Genomic DNA, 19,949 nt, shown 5'->3' with positions numbered 1-19,949 from the left:
GGCGGTGGGCGGCCACGGGCTAAAACCTTCCCTGCCACGCGGTTTTTATCGCTCCCCCGCCTGTGTTCGGGTATGTTGCTCGTCGAAGGCTCCGCGGGTGGGACGACGCTGACGGGAACGCTCTACGAGCGCGGCGAGGACGCGCCGTCGTTCGAGGGCGCGCCGGACGAGGACGCCGCCTACGTCTGGGTGTGCGACGAGTTCTACACGGTGGAGAGCGGCGGCGTCACCCAGGAAATCGGCGGCGAGGAGGTGCAGGTGGCGTTCGAGTCGCCGATGCCGCGCGGGTTCGACACCCGAGAGCGCGCGCTGGAGGCGGCGCGCGAGCACGTCCGGACGCAGTTCGCGCGCGTCGGCGTCGACCCGGAGACGGTCGAGATTTCGGTCGTGCGGGAGTACGAGGCCTAACCCCAGCGTTCGTCGTCGTACGTGGAGCGGCACTCGGTGTCGAGGGTGTCTTCGAGCGCGCCGACGAGTTCCGTCTTCTCCTGGATGCCGATGCGCGCGAGTTCGTCGGCCTTCCCGATGGCTTCGGGCGGCCCGGCCTCGTGCGCGACTTCGGCGAGCACGTGGTTCGTCAGGCGGTCGCGGCACGTCTCGTCCTCGGCGAACGCGCGCGGGAGCTCTACCTTGAACAGCACGTCCGTCCGGGGGTCGTAGACGACGAAGAACGCGACCTCGTAGGCTTCGGGGTCGAGGTCGAGGTCGAGGCTGAGGCGGTCGCCGAGCGTGGAGAACTCGCGGTCGTAGCCGGTCCGGGAGACGAACCAGTTCGTGTACGTGAGGTCGTCCGTGTCGCGGTCGCGGCCGTCGCGGCGTTCGAGCAACTGCGTGAAGAAGGCGGCGTCGTCCGTCCAGGGCGCGTTCGTCTTCTCCGCGAGCGTGTTGACGATACCCCTGGATTGGACGTTCTTCACGAACCCGGCGAGCGGGACGCCGCGCTCGACGAACCGCTCCACGAGGTCGACGTAGTTCCCGACGACGGACTGGACGAGCGGGTCTTCGAGGGGGAGGTCGGAGAGCGGGCGGGCCTGGTCGAGCCAGTTCGCGATAATCTTCGGGTAGAGCGGGCCGTCGAGCACGAGGAGGTCGCTCACGCGGTCGGCGTGTTCGAGGGCGTGCTCGGATTCCGCGAGGTAGAGCGCGAGTCCGTGGACGACGGCGGTCTCGTCGCGTTCGACGCGGGGGGCTTCGAATATCTGGCCGCGCCAGTAGCCCGCGTCCTGTTTCTGCCAGTCGTCGGTCGCGCTGATGGTGACGGTGTCGTCGGTCGGGTGGACGGTGGTGATGACGGTGCGCGCGCGGTGGGTGTCGGTGTCGCTCGGGCTGACGCCCATCGCGGCCTGCGCGATGTCGAGCACGAGGCCGTTCTTGAACGTCCGGGGGTTCACGGTTCCCGAGTCGAGGCCGTGGACGGTGTCGAACTGGTCGGGCTGGCCGCCGGCGTCCGCGATATCGACCGCGTACCGCTGGACGTCCCCGAGGGGCGCGAGCACTTCCTCGCCGTCGCGGTAGAGCGGGTCGAAGTAGGCGTCCCACGCGCGGACGGCCTGGTCGCGGTGTTCGTCCTCGTCGATGTCGTGGCTGACGCGCCGGACGAGGTCGGTAATCCCGTCGAAGTGGACGGGGTCGAGGGTCATACTCGCGTTCCGTCCCTCGACGCCAAAAACCCCGCCGGTGCGAGCGCGATGGCGAAAGACACGTGCCCGGGGGGCGCGCACGCTCCTGTATGAAGGCGGCGCTCGTCATTCTGGACGGCTGGGGGCTCGGCGACCACGACCGGCTTGACGCCGTGAAAGCGGCGGACACGCCGAACTTCGACCGGCTCGCCGACGCGGGGGCGTACGGCACGCTGGAGACGCACGGTCGGAACGTCGGCCTCCCCGGCGGTCAGATGGGGAACTCGGAAGTCGGCCACCTCACCATCGGCGCGGGCCGCGTCGTCCTCCAGGAGTACACCCGCATCAACGACGCCATCGAGGCCGGCGAACTCGGGGAGAACGACGCCATCGAGGCCGCGTTCGACCATGTGGCGGAGACGGGCGGTCGCGTGCACTTCATGGGACTCGTCTCGGACGGCGGCGTGCACGCAGACCACGAACACCTCCACGCGCTCATCGAGGCCGCCGCGAGTCGCGGTATCGAGGCGACGACGCACGCGTTCACGGACGGCCGGGACACGAAACCGAAGTCGGGCGAATCCGTCCTGCGAACGCTCGAAGAAGTGGTCGATGAGTACGGCACCGGGGACGTGGCGACGGTCTCGGGGCGGTACTACGCGATGGACAGAGACCAGAACTGGGAGCGCACGAAAGCGGCGTACGACGCCATCGTCGAGCGCGAGGGACTGCACCGCGCGGACTCCGCGGTCGCGGCGGTTCGGGAGTCCTACGAGCGCGGCGACACCGACGAGTTCGTCGAGCCCACCATCGTCCGGGGCGGGGACGCGCTGAGCGAGCGGGACGCGGTGGTGTTCTTCAACTTCCGCGCGGACCGAGCGCGCCAGCTCGTGCGAATGCTCGGCTCTGTGAATCCCGAGTGGGCGTTCGAGACGAATCCGCCCGCGGTGCCGATTGTGACGATGACCGAGTACGACGAGACGTTCGACTTCCCGGTGGCGTTCGAGGCACGCGAGCCTCACGACACGCTCGGGGAGGTCGTCGCCCGCGAGGGCCTGACCCAGCACCGGGTCGCGGAGTCCGAGAAGTACCCGCACGTGACGTACTTCCTGAACGGCGGCCGCGAGGTCGCGTTCGAGGGCGAGAGCCGGGAAATCGTCCCGAGCCCGGACGTACCGACGTACGACCACAAGCCGGAGATGAGCGCCGCGGGCGTGACGGACGCCGCGCTCGACCGACTGGACGCGGACGCGCTCGTCGTGAACTACGCGAACGCGGACATGGTCGGGCACACGGGCGACTTCGACGCCGCCGTCGCCGCCGTGGAAGCCGTCGATACGGAGTTAGGGCGGCTCGCGGCCGAACTGGAGTCCGCGGACGCGGCCGTGCTGGTGACCGCCGACCACGGGAACGCCGACGACATGGGCACCCCGGGCGACCCGCACACCGCGCACACGTTCAATCCCGTGCCCTTCGTCTACATCTCCCCCGACGGCGACGACGCCGGCCGCGACGTGCGCGACGGCGGCGCGCTCAAAGATATCGCACCCACTCTGCTCTCCCTGCTCGGTGTCGAGCGACCGGCGGAGATGACGGGCGAGTCGTTGCTGGAGTAGTCAGTGCGCGGGCGTGTAGGCGTCCGAGAACAGGGCGAGCACGACGACGCCGGCGACGACGAGCGCCATTCCGGCGACGCCCGCGAGGTCGAGCGTCTCGTCGAACACGAGGACGCCGACGGTCGCGGTTGCGACGATGCCGAGCGCGGCCCACGTCGCGTACACGACGCCGACCGGGAGGTCGGTGAGGACGAGGGAGAGCAGGTAGAAGGACGCGCCGTAGCCGGCGACGACGACGAGCGACGGCGCGGGGTCGGTGAACCCGTTCGAGAGTTTGAGAGCGGTGGTTCCGACGACTTCTGCGGCGATGGCGGCCACGAGGAGGAGCGGGGCGCGCATACCCGCTACTGGCCCACCCACCACGAAATTCCTTTCTACGCGCCGGCCTCGTAGACGACCTCGCCGTCCACGATGGTGTACGCCACGTCGATGTCCGCGATGGAGTCGGGATGCTCCCAGGGCGACGCCTCCAGGACGACGAAGTCGGCTTCCTTTCCGGCCTCGACGGTTCCGAGTCGGTGTTCGTCGAATCCGGCGTAGGCCGCGCCGCTCGTGTACGCGCGGAGCGCCTCGGTGACGGAGAGTTCCTGGGTGTCCTCGGGGGGGTTGACGGTCTGGTGGACGCCGAACAGGGGGTCGATGGGCATCGAGTCCGAGGAGAACGCGAGCGGCACGCCGGCCGCGAGGTAGGCGGGAAAGCGGTTGTTCTCGCTTCTGCGTTCGGGGCCGAGCCGGGAGTCGTAGAGGCCGCCCTCGCGCGACCACTTGAGGAAGTTCGGCTGCATCGAGGCGACGAGGCCGAGGTCGGCCATGCGCTCGATGTGGTCGTCGGTCGCGAGTTCGAGGTGTTCGATGCGGTGGCGCGCGCCCGCCGGGTCGTCGGTGTCCGCGAGGGCGTCGATGGTCTCCTCGATTGCTTCGTCGCCGATGGCGTGCACGGCGAGTTGGAAGCCCGCGTCGTCCGCGAGGCGGACGACCTCGCGGAGTTCCGCGGGCGGGACGACCCACTGACCGGAGCCGTCGCCGTCCGCGTACTCGGCGGAGAGCTTCGCCGTGCGGCCGCCGAGACTGCCGTCCGTGAAGGTCTTGATTGCGCCGGTCTGGACGAACTCGCTGCCGTGGTTGGTGCGCAATCCGAGTTCGCGGGCGGCGTCGAGGTGGTCGCTCCAGTAGTTCAGGCGGACGCGCAGTCGGAGGTCGCCCGCGGCTTCGAGGTCGCGGTAGACGCGGGGGGCGTGCGAGCGCCGCACCATGTCGTGGACGCTCGTCACGCCCGTCTCGTGGGCGTCCCGCTGCGCGGCGAGGAGGAGGTCTGCGGTCTCCGCGGGGCCGGGTTCGACGGCCTCCCGGACGGCCTCGGCCGCGTCCTCGACGACGACGCCGGTCGGGTCGCCGCCCTCGGTCTGCACATCGCCGTCGGGGAGGGGGTCGCGGAGGCGGTCGAGCGCGACGCCGTTGAGCGCGGCGGTGTGGAGGTCTTCGCGGAACGCGACCACCGGTTTCTCGGTGCTCACGCGGTCGAGGTCGTCCCGGGTGAGGTAGCGCGACGCCTCCCAGGTGGACTCGTCGAACCCGAAGCCGAGAATCCAGTCGTCGCCGGTGTCCGAGTCCCGGAGGATGTCGACGGCGTCCTCGGGCGAGGTGGCGTCGCGGAGGTCGGCGCGGAGGCGGTGGCGGCCGACGGTCTCCATGTGGACGTGCGCGTCCACGAAGCCGGGGAGGAGGACGCGGCCGTCGAGGTCGATTTCGCGGGTCTCGACGCCGTTCAGGAAGTCGATTTCGTAGTCGGAGTCGACGCGGACGATGCGACCGTCGCGGACGGCGACGGCCTCGTAGGTCTCGTCGGGGTCGGTGAGCGTGTGCACCTCGCCGTTGGTGAGGACGAGGTCGGCGGCCGCTGTCATACCCGAGCGTGGGGCGGCCGCGGGCAAAGACGTTCGGGAACCGGGTTACTCGCCGCCGCGGGCGTCGCGGCCGAGGTGGTGTTCGACGCGGTCGACCTTCTCCGCGGCGTCCAGCGTCTCCTCGCGGTAGTGGTCGATTTTCAGGGTGGTGCCGACGCGGCTCGCGTCCACGGCCTCGTGGGCGGCCTGCGCGGCGGCGAACACCTCGCCGAGCGACTCTGCCTCGATGGTGGTCTCCATCGGGTGGGTCTCGTAGCGCACGTCGAAGTCGTCGAGGGCGTCCACGGCCTTCGCGATTTCCGCGTCGAACTCCACGTCGGGGCTGTCCACGGGCGACACCGACAGCATCGCGGTCACGGTCATACCACACAATCCTACTACCGAGTCATATAGTTGTTCGTCCGAGCGGGCGAAGGACAACCGTTAGGGTCGCCCCCGGAAAATCCCGGGGTATGAGTGACGTTTCCGACCTCGCGGACCGCGTGCAGTCCGGCGAGCTCCGGCTGTACGAACTCGAAGACCACGCGGACGAGGCGACCGCGGCGGCCGCCCGGCGCGAACTCCTCCGCCGGGAGACCGAGAGCGACCCCGACGCCGTGGGCGGGTTCTCGTTCGACGCCGGGGACGTGCACGGGTCGAACATCGAGAACCTCGTCGGCGGCGTCCAGGTACCCCTGGGCGTCGCAGGACCGGTGGCGGTGAACGGCGAGGCCGCCGACGGCGAGTACTACCTGCCGCTCGCGACCACGGAGGGCGCGCTCGTCGCGTCCGTCAACCGCGGGTGTTCCGCGATTCGGGCGGGCGGCGGCGCGACCGCTCGCGTCCTGAAGAACGGGATGACGCGCGCGCCCGTCTTCCGCGTCGCGGACGTGGCGGAGGCGAAGACGGTCGCGGAGTGGGTGCGCGAGAACGAGGACGCGCTCGCCGAGGCCGCGGAGTCCACGACGAGCCACGGCGAACTCCAGTCCGTCACGCCCTACGTCGTCGGCGACTCCGTCTTCCTCCGATTCAGCTACGACACGAAGGACGCGATGGGGATGAACATGGCCACCATCGCCACCGGCGAGGCCGCGGACGTGGTGGAGGCCGAGACGCCCGCGGAACTGGTCGCGCTCTCCGGCAACCTCTGCTCGGACAAGAAGCCCGCGGCCATCAACGCCGTCGAGGGCCGCGGGCGCACCGTCTCCGCGGACGTGCGCATCCCGCGCGAGGTCGTGAAAGAGCGGTTCAACACGACGCCGGAGGCCATCGAGGAGGCGAACACGCGGAAGAACCTCGTCGGGTCGGCGAAGGCGGGCGCGCTCGGGTTCAACGCGCACGCCGCGAACGTCGTCGCCGCGATGTTCCTCGCGACCGGCCAGGACGCCGCGCAGGTCGTGGAGGGAAGCAATACCATCACGACCGTCGAAGCCCGCGAGGACGAACTGTACGCGAGCGTCAACCTCGCGAGCCTCGAAGTCGGTACCGTCGGCGGCGGGACGAAACTCCCGACGCAGGCCGAGGGCCTGGACGTACTCGGGGTGCGGGGCGGCGGCGACCCCGCCGGATCGAACGCGGACGCGCTCGCCGAACTCATCGCGACCGGCGTGCTCGCCGGCGAACTCTCCCTCGTGTCCGCGCTCGCCTCGCGGAACCTCTCCTCGGCGCACGAGGAGCTCGGGCGATAAGTTTCACTTTCACCGCGCGTCCGGCGCGACTTTATTTCCCCGGCGCCGGTAGTGGACGGTATGCCCGAGAAGCCACCCACCGACAGCGGCGGCACCCCGCTCCCGGACACGCCGAGCGTCCGCTACCTCCGCGTGCTCAAACTCCTCCTCACCGTGCTCCTGCTCGCCGTGACGCTCTACCAGGCGCTCACGGGCGCGCTCCTGTAACCCCAACTGCCCAAGGATTTATCGGCACACGGGGACGCGATACCGCATGAACTGGAGCCTGTTCGCGAAGGTCGTCGGCGTCTACGGCGTGCTGGCGGCCGGCGCGACCGCCGCCGTCCTGTTCGCGGTGGCGTCGGTCGCGAGCGTCGCGCTCCCCTGGGTGTCCATCGGACTCGTGCTCGGCGGCGGCGTCCTCGTGGCGTTCTCGCTCGGCCGGACGGACGTGGGCGTCGACACCGCGAGCACCGCCGCTGAAACGGGGTTCGGCGGCGGGAACGCGGCGCAGTACCGGCCGGACGCGCTCCCGCTCGCCAGCCGCGTCGTGTTCGCCGTCTACTTCGCGGGCCTCGTCGCCTGGGGCGCGGCGACGTTCCCGTTCGTCACGTAGTCAGAGCAGTCGATAGACGCCCCGCGACTCGGAGACCTCGCCCGAGCGCGCGAGCTTTTCGAGCGTCCGACGCGCGTACTCGTCGCTCACGCCGTGCTCGGCGCAATACGCGACGATGTCGTCCTCTGTCGGCCGGTCGAGTTCGCGGACGGCCTCGCGGACGCGCTCTTTCTTGCTCACCGACCCGCCCCCGGCGGCGTCGGCGCGCTCGCCGGCCGCCGCGACCTCGTCGGGGTCGATGCCGGCGGCTTCGAGGTACTCGTCGTCGGACACCACGGCCTCGTCCGTCGCGGCGTCCATCTCGCTGAACGAGTCGAGGTCCGCGAACGCGTCGCCGTACCCGGAGCGGTTCGCGAGCATCGACGACCGCACCTCGCGGGCGTGGTCTTCGTCCTCCGTCGTGACGAACTTCCGGCGCTTCGAGAACTGGCGCGTGGAGCCACAGCGCGGGCACTCCGTGGTCTCGGGGCGACCCTCGACTATCCAGAGCGCGCTGCACTCGCTGCAGCCGACGACGGCGTACACGCACCGAACTCCGCCCCCACGGAGTTTGAACGTTAGGACTGTCGCTCGACGCGGTGCGCGTCCACGGCCTCCACGTAGTCGGCGGTGAACTGGGGTGCGTCGGGGTGGTCGCGGACGTCTTCGGGCGTGAGCCAGTGCACCGCCGCGACCTCGTCGGGGTCGCGGACGCGCGCCGTTCCGGCGTCGTACTCCGCGAGGAACACGGTGTTGACGACGCGGTCATCCGGCGTCTCGAACGCGCTGCTCGTCACGTACGCCACGTCGGCGACGGTGACGCCGACCTCCTCCTTGACTTCGCGGCGAACCGTGGCTTCGAGCACCTCGCGGCCCTCGGTGACCTCGACTTTCCCGCCGACGAGCGCGAGCGCGCCCGCCGCGTGCTCCTCGTCGGCCGCGCGCTCGACGAGCAGGTACTCGCCGTCGCGGTGAACGGCCGCTTCGGCGTTCACGACGTAGTGGACTGCGTCCATACGCCAGCGCGCGTCGGCACGCACTTAGTCGAACTGTTTAGGGCGACGGGCGGCCGTGGTGGACGTATGGAGACGCACGACCTGTCCGCGGAACGCATCGTCGAAGCCGTCGATGGCGTCTACCTCGCGGAGCTCTCCGCGGGCGAGAACATGAGCGTCCAGCACTTCCACATCCAGCCGGGCGCGAGCGTCCCCGAACACAGCCACCCCCACGAGCAGGTGGGGTTCGTGTACGACGGCGCGCTCGCGTTCGAGGTCGGGGGCGAGGAGCACGTGGTGACGACCGGCGAGTCCTACGTGATTCCGGCCGACGAACCGCACGCCGCGCGGGCCGTCGGAGACACGCCCGTGGACGGAATCGACGTGTTCAGTCCGCCCCGGGAGAACCCGGACTGGCGAGAGTAGAGGCCGATAGCCTTAACCGATACTCAGTAGTTATTCGGCCTAATGTCGGACCTGCAGCTCGTCCCGTCCGGCGTCCCCGGATTGGACGAGCTTCTCGACGGCGGTCTCGTCCCTGGCCGACTCTACCTCGTTCGCGGGTCTCCCGGCACCGGGAAGACCCTCCTCGGGATGGAGTTTCTGAGCGCCGGCCTGAACGACGGCGAAACGGTGCTGTTCATCCACGGCGAGGAGTCACAGGCGGACATCACCGCGAACGCCGCCGAGCTCGGCATCGACCTCTCGGACGCCGCGTTCCTCGACCTCGGCCCCGAGTCGGACTTCTTCACGGGCGACCAGTCCTACGACCTCGTGAACCCCCAGGACGTGGAGGCGACCCAGTTCATCGACGACATCCGGGACGCCATCGAGGATCTCGACCCCGACCGGGTCTGCATCGACCCCATCACCCAGTTGCGGTACGTCGAGTCCTCGGACTATCAGTTCCGCAAGCGCATCATCGCGCTCGCCCGCTTCCTGAAAGACCGCGGGAGCACGGTCATCGCGACCCGAACCGAGTACGAGAACAACGCGACCGACGACGACATCGCGTCGCTGAGCGACGGCATCATCGAACTCCAGCGCGGGGACGCGGGCCGCCGCATCCGCGTACCGAAACACCGCGGTATCGGCCAGAAGGACGGCACGCACGGCCTCGAAATCCGCGACGACGGCATCGAGGTCTACCCGAGCATCATTCCGGAGAACCACCAGCGCGAGTTCGAGGTGGAGCTCGTCTCCTCGGGCGTGGACGAACTCGACGCCCTGCTCGGCGGCGGTATCGAGCGCGGCACCTCGACGTTCGTCAGCGGCCCGACCGGCGTCGGGAAGACGACGACGTGCACGCAGTTCCTCCGGGAGGCCGCGGAGAACGGCGACAACCCCATCGCGTACCTCTTCGAGGAGTCCCCGGAGACGTTCACGTACCGCTCGGAGGCGTTCGACATCCCGGTGAGCGACCTCCGGGAGTCCGGCGACCTCTACCTCGAACCCATCGAACCGCTCGACCTCTCGCCCGAGGAGTTCGCGCGGGACGTACAGCGCCACGTCGAGGAGCGCGACTCGAACGTCGTCCTCATCGACGGCGTCGAGGGCTACAAGATGTCGCTCCAGGGGAACGAGGGCGCGCTCGGCGCGAAACTCCACGCGCTCGTGCGCTACCTCACGAACCTGGGCGTCACCGTCCTGCTCGTGGACGAAATCAAGGAAGTGACCGGCGTTCCGCGGCCGACGAGCGCGAACGTGAGTTACGTCGCGGACAACATCATGTTCCTGAGTTACGTCGAGATGGGCGGCGAACTCAGGCGCGTGATGGGCGTGCTGAAGAAGCGCGTCGGCGACTTCGAGCACACGCTCCGCGAGTTCAGCATCTCCGAGCGCGGCATCGAACTCGGAGAACCGCTCCACGGCCTGCAGGGCGTCCTGAACGGGTCGCCGACGTGGGTCGACCGCGACGAGTACGCGTCGAGCAGGTAGCGCGCCGACCCACGAGTCCATGATACGAATCCAACCGCTCATCGACGACGACGGGAATCGGAACGCGCTGGCGTCACTGCTCAGCCAACGCTACACCGTCGTCGGCGGGGACGACCCCGACGGCGTCGTCGAGGACGCGGACGCCGTCATCGTGGACGACCGCTCGCTCCCCGCTCACCGCGAGGACATCGTCGCGTACAAGGACGCGGCCGACCCTGCGTTCGTCCCCGTCGTCCTCCTGCAACGCGAGGACACCCACATCACCATCGAACTCCCCGACCCGCAGTCGAGCGGCGACACCACCGTCGTGGACGACATCGTCTCCGCGCCCGTGGACTCCGCCGTGCTGTTCCAGCGCCTGTCGAACCTGCTCGTGCGCCGCGAGCAGTCGCTCTCGCTCGCGCAACGCTACCGGCAGACCGAAGCGGAGTTCCGCGGCCTGTTCCAGGCGATTCCCGACCCCGCGTTCGTCGTGGACGACGACGGCGTCATCGCGGAGGCGAACGAGGAGTTCTGCGGACTCACCCCGGAAGACCGGGCGGACGTCGTGGGGACGAACCCGCTCGACCTCGCCGTGTTCGCCGCGACGGACACGGACGCGCTCGCCGCCGCCATCGAGGGGCGGGAGGACGCGGAGACGCGGTTCGCGTTCGAGGACGCGGGCGGGAGCGAGCGGTACGCGGAACTCCGGCGGCGCGAGCAGAGCGTGGACGACGCGACGCGCACCATCGTCGTGATGCAGGACGTCACCGACCTCGCGAAGAAGAACCAGCAACTGGAGGACTTCGCGAGCATCGTCACGCACGACCTCCGCAACCCATTGAGCGTCGCGTCAGCCCGCCTCCCAATCGTGAAAGACCGCCTCCCCGAGGGCGCGGACGTGGACGAACACCTCGACGTCATCGACCAGTCCCTCGACCGCATGAACGACCTCATCGAGGGCGTGCGAACGCTCGTCCGGGAGACCGGCGTGGACGACACGACGCCGGTGAGCCTCGCCGGCGTCGCGCGGGACGCCTGGGAGAGCGTCGAAACCGCGGACGCCACCCTCAGCGTCGGAACCGACGGGGACGTGGAGATACTCGCCGACCGCCAGCGCGTCCTCCAGCTGTTCGAGAACCTCTTCCGGAACGCCCGCGAGCACGCCGGCGACGACGCCCACATCGAAGTCGGCGTGTTCTCCGACAACGCGTTCTACGTCGCCGACGACGGCCCCGGCATCCCCGAATCCGAACGCAGCCGCGTCTTCGACTCCGGCTACACCACGTCCTCCGAGGGCACCGGTCTCGGCCTGAAAATCGTCCGCGAAATCGCCACCGCCCACGACTGGGGTATCACCGTCAGCGAGAGCGACACCGGCGGCGCGCGCTTCGAAATCACCGGCGTCCAGCTCGTCTAGTCCTCGACGGCGAACCCGCGGTCTTCCAGCAACGCCCGCACCCGCTCCGCGTGGTCGCCCTGTACCTCGATAGCGCCGTCGTCCACCGTCCCGCCAGCGCCCAGACTCGACTTCAACTCGGAGGCGAGGTCGGAGAGGTTCACGGACTCGTCCTCGAACCCCTCCACTATCGTCACCGGCTTGTCGTACGTCCGGCGCTCCACGCGCACCGACAACCGCTGTTCGGCGCGCGCCAAATCCTCCTCGATACCGGGAACGTTCTCGAAGATGTCGTCCTCACTCACACCCACGACTACGCGACCGACACTCAAGAAAAACAGGGCAGGTACGTTCGACGCCGCTACCCCACAACTCGCGTACGCGAGACCGTGGATTGCGTCAGACCTGTGGCCTGACTAATTCACGAGTGACTTACGCCAGCTCGTGGATTGCGCTGGAAACGAGTTCCAGCTAACCCACGACTCGCTTACGCCAGCTCGTGAATCCGGTCGATGATTTCCTCGGCGTACTCGCTGGCCGCGAGCTTCTCGCCGCCCTCGACCTGGCGTTCGAGGTCGTAGGTGACGCGCTTCGAGGAGATCTGCTGTTCGACGGCGTCGTGGACGAGGTCTGCGGCGTCCTGCCAGCCGATGTGTTCGAGGAGGATTTTGCCGGAGAGGATGAGGGCGCTCGGGTTCGCCTTGTCCTTGCCGGCGTGCTTCGGCGCGCTGCCGTGGACGGGCTCCGCGAGGAAGCGGCCGTCGCCGATGTTCGCGCCGGGCGCGATGCCGAGGCCGCCGATCTGAGCGCCCGCGGCGTCGCTGAGGTAGTCGCCGTTGAGGTTCGGCATCGCGAGCACGTCGTAGTTCGACGTGCGCGTGAGGAGCTGCTGGAGCATGTTGTCCGCGATGCGGTCTTTGACGACGACCTTGTCCTCGGGGGCCTCGCCGTCGTACTCCTCCCAGAGGGTGTCCTCGTCGATGGTCTGCTCGGGGAACTCTTCTTCGGCGAGTTCGTAGCCCCAGTCGCGGAACGCGCCCTCGGTGAACTTCATGATGTTGCCCTTGTGGACGAGCGTGACGGAGTCACGGTCGTTCTCGATGGCGTACTCGATGGCCTGCCGGACGAGGCGCTTGGTGCCGAACTCGCTGATGGGCTTCACGCCGATACCCACAGAACCGTCGTGGATGGTGGAGTCGAAGCCCATCTCGTCCTCGACGAAGTCGCGTACCTGTTCGACCTCGTCGGTGCCGGCTTCCCACTCGATGCCGGCGTAGACGTCCTCCGTGTTCTCGCGGAAGTTCACCATGTCCATCTCCTCGGGGTCGGAGACGGGGGAGGGGACGCCGTCGAGGTAGTAGGTCGGCCGCATGTTCGTGTAGAGGTCGAGCTTCTTGCGGAGCGCGACGTTCAGCGAGCGGAAGCCCGCGCCGACGGGCGTCGTGAGCGGGCCCTTGATGGAGACGCGGTAGTCCTTGAGGGCCTGGACGGTGTCCTCGGGGAGGTTCTCGTCGTACTTCTCGCGGGCGGACTCGCCGGCGTACAGTCGGAACCAGTTGATGTCGCGGCCGGTCGCTTCGGCGGCGGCGCTCAGTACGTCCTGCGCGACGGGCGCGACGTCCTTCCCGATGCCGTCCCCGTAGATGATGGGGATGATGGGGTTGTCGGGGACTTCGAGACCGGACTCCTCGTCGTACGTGATCTTCTCTCCCTCCGCGGGAGCGTCGATCTGGTCGTAGCTCATCTCGCCTGAAATCTGCCGGGGAGCGCGTAAAAGGACTGCTGTTTCCGCGCGACGCGGCGGTCTTCCGGAAGCCGACGGTTTATCGGGGTCGCCGGGAAACCACCCCGCATGAAGGTCATCGTGCACGGCGGCGCGGGCGGCGCGCCCGACGAGCCGGAGCCTCGACAGGCGGTCTTGGACGACGCGGCGGCCACGGGCGCGGACGAGGACGACCCCGTGGACGCGGTGGAGGCGGCGGTTCGCGTCCTCGAATCCGACGAGCGGTTCAACGCGGGCGTCGGCGGCGCGGTGCAGTCGGACGGCATCATTCGCACCGACGCGGGCGTGATGGATAGCGGGCGGGGCGACAGTCCCGCCGAACGAGCGAACGGGGAACCCGTGAGCCGGAGAGACGCGGGCGCGGCGGCGGGGATGCCGGGCGTCGAGCACGCGGTGTCGGTCGCGCGCGGCGTGATGGAGGAGACCCCGCACGTCTTCCTGAACGGCGTGCACGCCGTGGACTTCGCCGAGGACATCGGAATCGGTACTGAACAAGACCTGTGGACGGAGCGCTCGCGCGAGCAGTGGAACGACCTCGACAGCCACCCCGAGGGCAGTCCCCTGGAGCACGTCGCGTGGCTCGACGACCGATTTGGCGGGAGTCCCGACGAGGCGGGCGAACGTGAGCAAGGCGGGGGGTCGCCGAACGAGCGAGCGGGGAACGCAGTGACCCGCGAGGCGGTCGACGAGCACGACCACGACACGGTGGGCGCGGTCGCGTTCGATGGCGATGGGTTCGCGACGGCGACCTCCACTGGGGGGCGGTGGCTCGCGCTCGCGGGCCGGGTGGGCGACGTCCCCCAAATCGGGTCGGGGTTCTACGCCGCCCCCGCGGGCGCGGCGTCCGCGACGGGCGCGGGCGAGGACATCGCGAAGACCACGCTCACCCGGCGCGCGGTCCGCCACCTCGAATCCGGGCTGGGCGCGCAGGCGGCCGCCGACCGCGCAATCGACGAGTTCGCAGAGCTCACCGGCTCCAGCGCGGGCGTCATCGTCCTCGACACCGACGGCAACGCCGGACGAGCGTACAACTCGGAGGCGATGCAGACGAGCACGCGATAGCGGCGCGGTCGCGGTTTTTCCCTCCAGGTTTTTGCGGGACGAGCGTAGCGAGTCCCGGAAAAAGGTGGGGTGGGAGGCGCAACCTCTTTTCCCGTGTCACTCTAAGCGCGGGGTATGACTGACTCTGTGGACGTTGGGTCGGAGGCGTACGAGAAGTATCAGGAAGCGGGCGACATTCTGTCGGACGTGATGACGGAGGCGGCGGCGTTGGTGGAGCCGGGGGCGACGCATCTGGAGGTGGCGGAGTTCGCGGAGTCGGAGATCCGAGAGCGCGGCGCGAAGCCGGCGTTCCCGGTGAACATCAGCGTGAACGAGGAGGCGAGTCACGCGAGTCCGGGCGCAGGTGATGAAACGGAGTTCGCGGAGGGTGACGTGGTGTGTCTGGACGTGGGCGTGCACGTGGACGGCCACATCGCGGACGCGGCGACGACCGTGGATTTGGGGGACAACCGCGAGCTCGTGGAGGCCGCGGAGGAGGCGCTGGACGCGGCGCTGGACGCGGTGGAGCCGGGCGTGCACACGGGCGAGGTCGGCGCGGAGGTCGAGGACGTCATCGAGGCGTACGGCTTCAAGCCCATCGTGAACCTCACCGGGCACGGCCTGGAGGTGTACGACGCGCACACGGGGCCGAACGTCCCGAACCGCGGGGTCGATACGGGCGTGGAACTCCAGGAGGGAGACGTGCTCGCCATCGAGCCGTTCGCGACGACGGGGAACGGGAAGGTCTCGGAGGGCCAGGCGACCGAAATCTACGAGGTCACGGCGGAGAAGTCGGTGCGGAACCGGCAGGCCCGCCAGGTCTTGGACGCCGCCGCGGCGTTCGACGGCCTCCCGTTCGCGGCGCGCTGGCTGGACACGCCGCGCGCGGAGATGGGACTGCGTCGCCTGGAGATGAACGACGTGATTCGGAGCTATCCCGTCCTGAAGGAACAGGAGGGCGAGCTCGTGAGTCAGGCCGAACACACCGTCATCGTCACCGAGGACGGCTGCGAGCGCACGACCGAATAACGCGGGGCGGAGTCGGGACTGCGCGGCGGTGATACCGATGAATAATAAATGAGGGGGCTGCTGGGAGTCTTCGGACGCCGTTAGGCGTTGTTCATTCGCTGGCTACTCGTTTCGCCGCACGAACGGCATTCGGTCACCCGGTAGGGTTCGCGCGAGAACTCGGAGTTCTCGGACTTCGAACTCTCGGTTCGAAGTTCGATGGAGACCTCGTGAGGGGTCTCCTGCCCACAGCTCTCGCACACTTCCGTCATGCCGTCGGAATGAGGTGTTTTACTCGCCATCGGAACCACCCTCAACTTGTTACGAACCTCCCGAGTAACTTAAAAACACACCCTTAGTTTCGAACCGCGACGTGTATCCGTCGTGACGCGACGGGAAGCCGAACGGTTCTTGCCGGCGGGGTCGCACACCCCGGTATGGATCGCGTGTTCGCGCCGTGGCGCATCGAGTGGGTGGAGCGAGAGGACAAGAACCCGGACGTGGCGGAGTGCGTGTTCTGCGAACTCCCCGAGCACGGAACGGACCGCGAGCACCGCATCGTCGCGCGCTCCGAGCACGCGTTCTGTCTGCTGAACAACGCGCCCTACAATCCGGGGCACGCGATGGTGATTCCGTACGACCACGGCGGCGACTACGGCGCGCTCTCGGACGCCGAGTTACTCGACCACGCGCGACTGAAGCAGGCGACGTTCGACGCCATCGAGGACGCGATGGGGCCGGACGCCTACAACGCCGGCCTCAACCTCGGCGGCGGGCCGGCGGGCGGGTCCATCGAAGACCACCTGCACACGCACGTCGTTCCGCGCTGGGAGGGCGACACGAACTTCATGCCGGTCGTCAGCGACACGAAGGTCGTCGTCGAAGCCATCTCCGACACCTACGACGCGCTCCACGACGCCTTCCGCGACCTCGACGCGGCGACGGGCGTGAGCGGGTCGGGCGCGGTCACGCTCTCATTCTAGGAGGTCGTAGTCGCGGGGTTCGTTCTGCACCGAAATCCACTTCGGCTCGGTGAGTTCGTCGATTATCCACTCGCCGTTGTACCGGCCGAGGCCGGACGCCTTCATGCCGCCGAAGGGCGCGTTCGGTTCGTCCTGAATCGGGTGGTCGTTCACGTGCACCATCCCGGCGTCGATGCGGTCCGCGAGTTCGCGGCCGTACTCGGTGTCGTCGGCGAACACGCCCGCGGAGAGGCCGTACTCGGTGTCGTTCGCGACCGCGACGGCTTCGTCGTCGCTCTCGACGGGGATGGCGGGCGCGATGGGGCCGAAGTGTTCGTTGCAGGCGGCGGCGATGTCGTTCGTCGCGCCGGAGAGCACGGTCGGCTCGAAGAACAGTTCGTCGTAGTCGCCGCCGGTCTCCAGGGTCGCGCCCTCCTCGACGGAGTCCGCGACGAACTCGGCGAGGTCGTCGCGCTGGCTCTCGTTCACGATGGGGCCGAAGTCCGTCTCGGGGTCAGTCGGGTCGCCCACCGTGAGCGACTCGGCGTGTTCGACGAGGCGCTCGACGTACTCGTCGTAGACGGACTCGTGGACGACGTGGCGGTTGATACTGATGCAGACCTGGCCCTGGTGGGTGAACGAACCGACCGCGCCCGCCGCGGCGGCCTGCTCCACGTCCGCGGATTCGGTGACGACGAACGGGCCGTTCCCGCCGAGTTCGAGCGCGGGCATCGCGAGGTTCTCGCCCGCGTGCTTCCCGACCGACCGTCCGACCGCGGTGCTCCCCGTGAAGGAGAGGACGCGCGGCGTCGGATGCCCGGCGACGCGGTCGCCGATGTCGCTCCCGTGGCCCGTGACGACGTTCACGACGCCGTCCGGGACGCCGACTTCGTCCGCGACTTCCGCGAGCAGGAGGCCGCCCGTGACGGGCGTGTCGCTCGCGGGTTTCACGACGACGGTGTTCCCGAGCGCGAGCGCCGGCGCGAGCGCGCGCGTCGTCAGGTGCAGGGGGTAGTTCCAGGGGCTGATGATGCCGACGACGCCCACGGGCTCCCGGACGATGTGGTGGTCTTTCCCCGAGACGAACTGGGAGTCCCGGACGTCCTCGCCCTCGGGTTCGACGGAGAGCGCGGTGCCGAAGTCCGCGAGGCTGATACCGACCTCGCCGGTCGCCTTCCCCATCGCGCTCCCGCTCTCGCGCGCGAGCAATCCGGCAATCTCCTCGTAGCGCTCCTGGAGTTCGTCCCGCATCGCCTCGACGTACTCCAGGCGTTCCGCGCGCGACAGCGCCGCCCACTCGTCCTGGGCGGCGTCCGCGGCCTCGTACGCGGCGTCCACGTCCTCGACCGTGCCCGCGGGGACTTCCGCGAACTGCTCGCGGGTCGCCGGGTTCTCGACCGGGATGGTGTCGCCGCTCGCGGACGCGCGCCACTCGCCGTCGACGTAGAGTCGGTTCCACTCGCCCTCGGTCTCGCTCGTCTGAGCCATACGCGGAGAAACAGCGGCCGACAGTAAAGGCGTGGTGTCCGGCCTACACGGGGTCGGCGAACGCGTACACCGTCGAATGCCCCGTCACTTCGACCGTCGCGAAGTCGCCGGGTTCGAGGTCGTGTTCGGACGCGTTCTGCACGATAATCTGGCGGTACGCGCCGTCGTAGCACTTCACGGAGTCGCCGGTGCCGTGCTCGGTGACGAGCACGTCGCGTTCCGTGCCGACCATCGACTCGTACGCCTCCCCGACGACCTCCATCTTCGCGTCCGTCATCTCCGAGGAGCGGTCTTTCTTCACCTGGCCGCCGAGACCCTTCATGTCCGCGGCGTCCGTCCCGGGGCGCTTCGAGAACCGCGTGACGTTGATTTTCTCGGGGCGCGTCTCCCGGAGGAGAGCCATCGACATCTCGTGATCCGCCGGTTCTTCCGTGGGGAAGCCGACGATGAAGTCCGTGGAGAGCGTCCACTCACCCAAGTAGTCGTCGAACGTCTCCACGATGTCGAGGTACTGCTCGACGCGGTGCTGGCGGCGCATGTCTTCGAGCACGTCGTCCGACCCCGACTGGACGGGCGCGTGGAGGAAGTTATATATCTCGTCGTGTTCGGCGAACACGCCCGCGAGTTCCTCGCGGATGCCGTGCACGCCGCCGGGGTTCGCCATCCCCACGCGAACCCGGAAGTCGCCCTCGATTTCGGTGCAGATGCGGTCGAGGAGTTCTGGGAGCTTGCGCTCGCCGTTGTCCCAGCCGTAGACGCCCGTGTCCTGGCCGGTGATGCGAATCTCCTTCGCGCCGGCGTGGACGAGCGCGCGCGCCTTCTCCACGTTCTCCTCCACGGGCGGGGAATCGACGCGGCCGGTCGCCTGCTTCGTGATGCAGTACGAGCAGTTGCTCATACAGCCGCGAGCGATGGGGAGGATGCCGATGACGCCGTCCAGAATGGGTTCGGCGTCCGGCGTCGTCGTCGGGCACTCGCCGTTCGTCACCGCCTCCGGCACCTCGTCCCAGTGCAAGACCTGGGCGTCCACGTCCGCCTCCTGGAACTGCTCGCCCTGCGCGAGCGCCATACAGCCCGTGACGAACAGATCCGCGGTCTCCTCCGAGAGTTCTTCCGCCCGGCGGAGCATGTTGCGCTCCGTCTTCTCGACGACCGTACAGGTGTTGAGGATGGAGACGTCCGCGGCTTTCGGCCCGTCTACTTTGTGGTGGCCGGCGTCCCGAAGCCGCTTCTCTATCTCCCGGCTCTCACCCCGGTTCGACGTGCACCCGTAGGTCTCGATGTGGTACCGGGCCATCACAACCGTGTACTGTCGGAGTCGTCAAAAGCCCCGCGCTTCAGGGCGGGTCCGCCCCGACGAGCACCCGACACAGCCACCCATATATTCATAACAGAACACCGAAATATCCAGTCATGAGCCCTCCCATCACGCGGTCGTGGTCGTTCGCCGCCCTCGGAGTCGTCGGTTCCGTCGCGAGTGTCGTGTTCAATCTCGGTGTCACCGTCTTCCTCATGGGCGTCGTGTTGGTTCTCGGCGGCATCCTGCTGGCCGTGGCGCAGCGACAGGGGGCGTCTCCGCTCATAATAGTCGCGTTACGGAGCGGGCTTTTTCTCGGTGTCGCGGCAGTCACATTCTGGCGATGGGTCGAAACCGGGAGTGAACCACTCGGATTGCTCACTGGCGTGTTGGTCGCGATAGCGGTCTTGCTCCCGCTACGAATCCGGAATCGAACCCTCGCCGAGAGCCTCATCTCGGCCAGTTTCGGCGTCCTCGTGGTGTACGGCGTCCTCCAGCAGGCCTGGCTTCTGGCGGCGGTTTCAGCTATCGTGACCGTCGTACTGGCTCGACAGACAATCCAACAGCGACGCGAGCGCGCCGAGTAGCGTCCGATGCGTTTTTTCCGTCCGAAAGAACGCCTCCACCGGAACGAGCACACGAGCCGCCCACCCGTAAAATCATAACAGCACACCGAAAC

Annotated in this window: 23 protein-coding genes; 12 read left to right on the top strand and 11 right to left on the bottom strand. The window is 68.5% G+C overall.

The features are described 5' to 3' along the window. The first annotated feature begins 72 nt into the window (after positions 1-72). A complete protein-coding gene (locus tag LI334_RS03670) occupies positions 73-408 on the top strand; it encodes a DUF7113 family protein (protein ID WP_227261823.1) in 336 nt (111 codons plus the stop codon). On the opposite strand, the gene LI334_RS03665 is transcribed toward LI334_RS03670, so the two are convergent. Continuing rightward, positions 405-1,640, bottom strand: a complete 1,236-nt coding sequence (locus tag LI334_RS03665; RefSeq protein WP_227261822.1) for a DNA double-strand break repair nuclease NurA — start codon at positions 1,638-1,640, stop codon at positions 405-407. The genes LI334_RS03670 and LI334_RS03665 overlap by 4 nt on opposite strands. 89 nt (positions 1,641-1,729) lie before the next feature. Here LI334_RS03665 and gpmI point away from each other — a divergent pair, with 89 nt between their 5' ends. Then, positions 1,730-3,235, top strand: coding sequence for a 2,3-bisphosphoglycerate-independent phosphoglycerate mutase (gene gpmI / locus LI334_RS03660; RefSeq protein ID WP_227261821.1), 1,506 nt, complete (start codon positions 1,730-1,732; stop codon positions 3,233-3,235). Here the strand turns inward: gpmI and LI334_RS03655 are convergent, their stop codons facing one another. From LI334_RS03655 to LI334_RS03645, 3 genes are read right to left on the bottom strand one after another with little or no spacing between them, the layout of a single operon-like run. Continuing rightward, the gene (locus LI334_RS03655) at positions 3,236-3,574 is read right to left on the bottom strand and encodes a DMT family transporter (RefSeq protein ID WP_227261820.1); all 339 of its coding nucleotides are present in this window, start codon (positions 3,572-3,574) and stop codon (positions 3,236-3,238) included. It lies immediately after the preceding gene. A gap of 35 nt (positions 3,575-3,609) precedes the next feature. After that, on the bottom strand, positions 3,610-5,139 hold the full coding sequence (locus tag LI334_RS03650) for an amidohydrolase (RefSeq protein ID WP_227261819.1): 1,530 nt from the start codon (positions 5,137-5,139) through the stop codon (positions 3,610-3,612). 45 nt (positions 5,140-5,184) lie between these two features. After that, positions 5,185-5,502, bottom strand: coding sequence for a thiamine-binding protein (locus LI334_RS03645; RefSeq protein ID WP_227261818.1), 318 nt, complete (start codon positions 5,500-5,502; stop codon positions 5,185-5,187). 89 nt (positions 5,503-5,591) lie between these two features. Between LI334_RS03645 and hmgA the strand changes: the two genes are divergently transcribed. Genes hmgA through LI334_RS03630 form a run of 3 tightly spaced genes read left to right on the top strand, consistent with a single transcriptional unit; the run spans position 5,592 to position 7,401 of the window. After that, positions 5,592-6,806, top strand: coding sequence for a hydroxymethylglutaryl-CoA reductase (NADPH) (gene hmgA / locus LI334_RS03640; protein ID WP_227261817.1), 1,215 nt, complete (start codon positions 5,592-5,594; stop codon positions 6,804-6,806). A 60-nt stretch (positions 6,807-6,866) separates the two neighbouring features. Next, positions 6,867-7,013: a hypothetical protein gene (locus LI334_RS03635; protein WP_227261816.1), complete on the top strand. Its 147-nt coding sequence runs from the start codon at positions 6,867-6,869 to the stop codon at positions 7,011-7,013. Between the two features lie 46 nt (positions 7,014-7,059). Next, positions 7,060-7,401 (top strand): hypothetical protein, encoded by a 342-nt coding sequence (locus tag LI334_RS03630; protein ID WP_227261815.1) that lies wholly within the window; start codon positions 7,060-7,062, stop codon positions 7,399-7,401. On the opposite strand, the gene LI334_RS03625 is transcribed toward LI334_RS03630, so the two are convergent. Both LI334_RS03625 and LI334_RS03620 read right to left on the bottom strand, forming a co-directional pair. Continuing rightward, positions 7,402-7,926, bottom strand: a complete 525-nt coding sequence (locus LI334_RS03625; protein ID WP_227261814.1) for a DUF5817 domain-containing protein — start codon at positions 7,924-7,926, stop codon at positions 7,402-7,404. Positions 7,927-7,958: 32 nt separating this feature from the next. Then, positions 7,959-8,396: an NUDIX domain-containing protein gene (locus tag LI334_RS03620; RefSeq protein WP_227261813.1), complete on the bottom strand. Its 438-nt coding sequence runs from the start codon at positions 8,394-8,396 to the stop codon at positions 7,959-7,961. Between the two features lie 66 nt (positions 8,397-8,462). Between LI334_RS03620 and LI334_RS03615 the strand changes: the two genes are divergently transcribed. The 3 genes from LI334_RS03615 to LI334_RS03605 are packed head-to-tail and all read left to right on the top strand — an operon-like array spanning position 8,463 to position 11,712. Beyond that, positions 8,463-8,801, top strand: coding sequence for a cupin domain-containing protein (locus LI334_RS03615; RefSeq protein WP_227261812.1), 339 nt, complete (start codon positions 8,463-8,465; stop codon positions 8,799-8,801). Positions 8,802-8,843: 42 nt separating this feature from the next. Next, positions 8,844-10,313, top strand: a complete 1,470-nt coding sequence (locus LI334_RS03610) for an ATPase domain-containing protein (protein WP_227261811.1) — start codon at positions 8,844-8,846, stop codon at positions 10,311-10,313. 19 nt (positions 10,314-10,332) lie between these two features. Further along, on the top strand, positions 10,333-11,712 hold the full coding sequence (locus LI334_RS03605; RefSeq protein WP_227261810.1) for a PAS domain-containing sensor histidine kinase: 1,380 nt from the start codon (positions 10,333-10,335) through the stop codon (positions 11,710-11,712). On the opposite strand, the gene LI334_RS03600 is transcribed toward LI334_RS03605, so the two are convergent. Both LI334_RS03600 and icd read right to left on the bottom strand, forming a co-directional pair. Next, on the bottom strand, positions 11,709-11,996 hold the full coding sequence (locus LI334_RS03600) for an SUI1 family translation initiation factor (RefSeq protein ID WP_227261809.1): 288 nt from the start codon (positions 11,994-11,996) through the stop codon (positions 11,709-11,711). The genes LI334_RS03605 and LI334_RS03600 overlap by 4 nt on opposite strands. Before the next feature lie 182 nt (positions 11,997-12,178). Continuing rightward, a complete protein-coding gene (gene icd / locus LI334_RS03595) occupies positions 12,179-13,435 on the bottom strand; it encodes an isocitrate dehydrogenase (NADP(+)) (protein ID WP_227261808.1) in 1,257 nt (418 codons plus the stop codon). A gap of 108 nt (positions 13,436-13,543) precedes the next feature. Here icd and LI334_RS03590 point away from each other — a divergent pair, with 108 nt between their 5' ends. Together LI334_RS03590 and map are read left to right on the top strand one after the other, a co-directional pair. Further along, positions 13,544-14,536 (top strand): isoaspartyl peptidase/L-asparaginase, encoded by a 993-nt coding sequence (locus tag LI334_RS03590; RefSeq protein WP_227261807.1) that lies wholly within the window; start codon positions 13,544-13,546, stop codon positions 14,534-14,536. 114 nt (positions 14,537-14,650) lie between these two features. Continuing rightward, positions 14,651-15,544: a type II methionyl aminopeptidase gene (gene map / locus LI334_RS03585; protein ID WP_227261806.1), complete on the top strand. Its 894-nt coding sequence runs from the start codon at positions 14,651-14,653 to the stop codon at positions 15,542-15,544. 80 nt (positions 15,545-15,624) lie between these two features. Here the strand turns inward: map and LI334_RS03580 are convergent, their stop codons facing one another. Further along, positions 15,625-15,825 (bottom strand): DUF7835 family putative zinc beta-ribbon protein, encoded by a 201-nt coding sequence (locus LI334_RS03580; protein ID WP_227262348.1) that lies wholly within the window; start codon positions 15,823-15,825, stop codon positions 15,625-15,627. Positions 15,826-15,960: 135 nt separating this feature from the next. Here LI334_RS03580 and LI334_RS03575 point away from each other — a divergent pair, with 135 nt between their 5' ends. Continuing rightward, on the top strand, positions 15,961-16,506 hold the full coding sequence (locus LI334_RS03575; protein WP_227261805.1) for an HIT family protein: 546 nt from the start codon (positions 15,961-15,963) through the stop codon (positions 16,504-16,506). Here LI334_RS03575 and LI334_RS03570 read toward each other — a convergent pair. Both LI334_RS03570 and LI334_RS03565 read right to left on the bottom strand, forming a co-directional pair. Continuing rightward, a complete protein-coding gene (locus LI334_RS03570; RefSeq protein ID WP_227261804.1) occupies positions 16,498-17,973 on the bottom strand; it encodes an aldehyde dehydrogenase family protein in 1,476 nt (491 codons plus the stop codon). The genes LI334_RS03575 and LI334_RS03570 overlap by 9 nt on opposite strands. A 43-nt stretch (positions 17,974-18,016) precedes the next feature. Then, on the bottom strand, positions 18,017-19,270 hold the full coding sequence (locus tag LI334_RS03565) for a tRNA (N(6)-L-threonylcarbamoyladenosine(37)-C(2))-methylthiotransferase (RefSeq protein WP_227261803.1): 1,254 nt from the start codon (positions 19,268-19,270) through the stop codon (positions 18,017-18,019). 116 nt (positions 19,271-19,386) lie between these two features. On the opposite strand from LI334_RS03565, the gene LI334_RS03560 reads away from it, so the two are divergent. Next, complete coding sequence (locus LI334_RS03560) at positions 19,387-19,857, top strand: hypothetical protein (protein ID WP_227261802.1); 471 nt, start codon at positions 19,387-19,389, stop codon at positions 19,855-19,857. Positions 19,858-19,949: the final 92 nt, after the last annotated feature.

The sequence above is a fragment of the Salarchaeum japonicum genome (assembly GCF_020614395.1).
In the GTDB taxonomy this organism is placed as follows: domain Archaea; phylum Halobacteriota; class Halobacteria; order Halobacteriales; family Halobacteriaceae; genus Salarchaeum; species Salarchaeum japonicum.
This window is presented reverse-complemented; position numbering and strand designations above follow the sequence as displayed.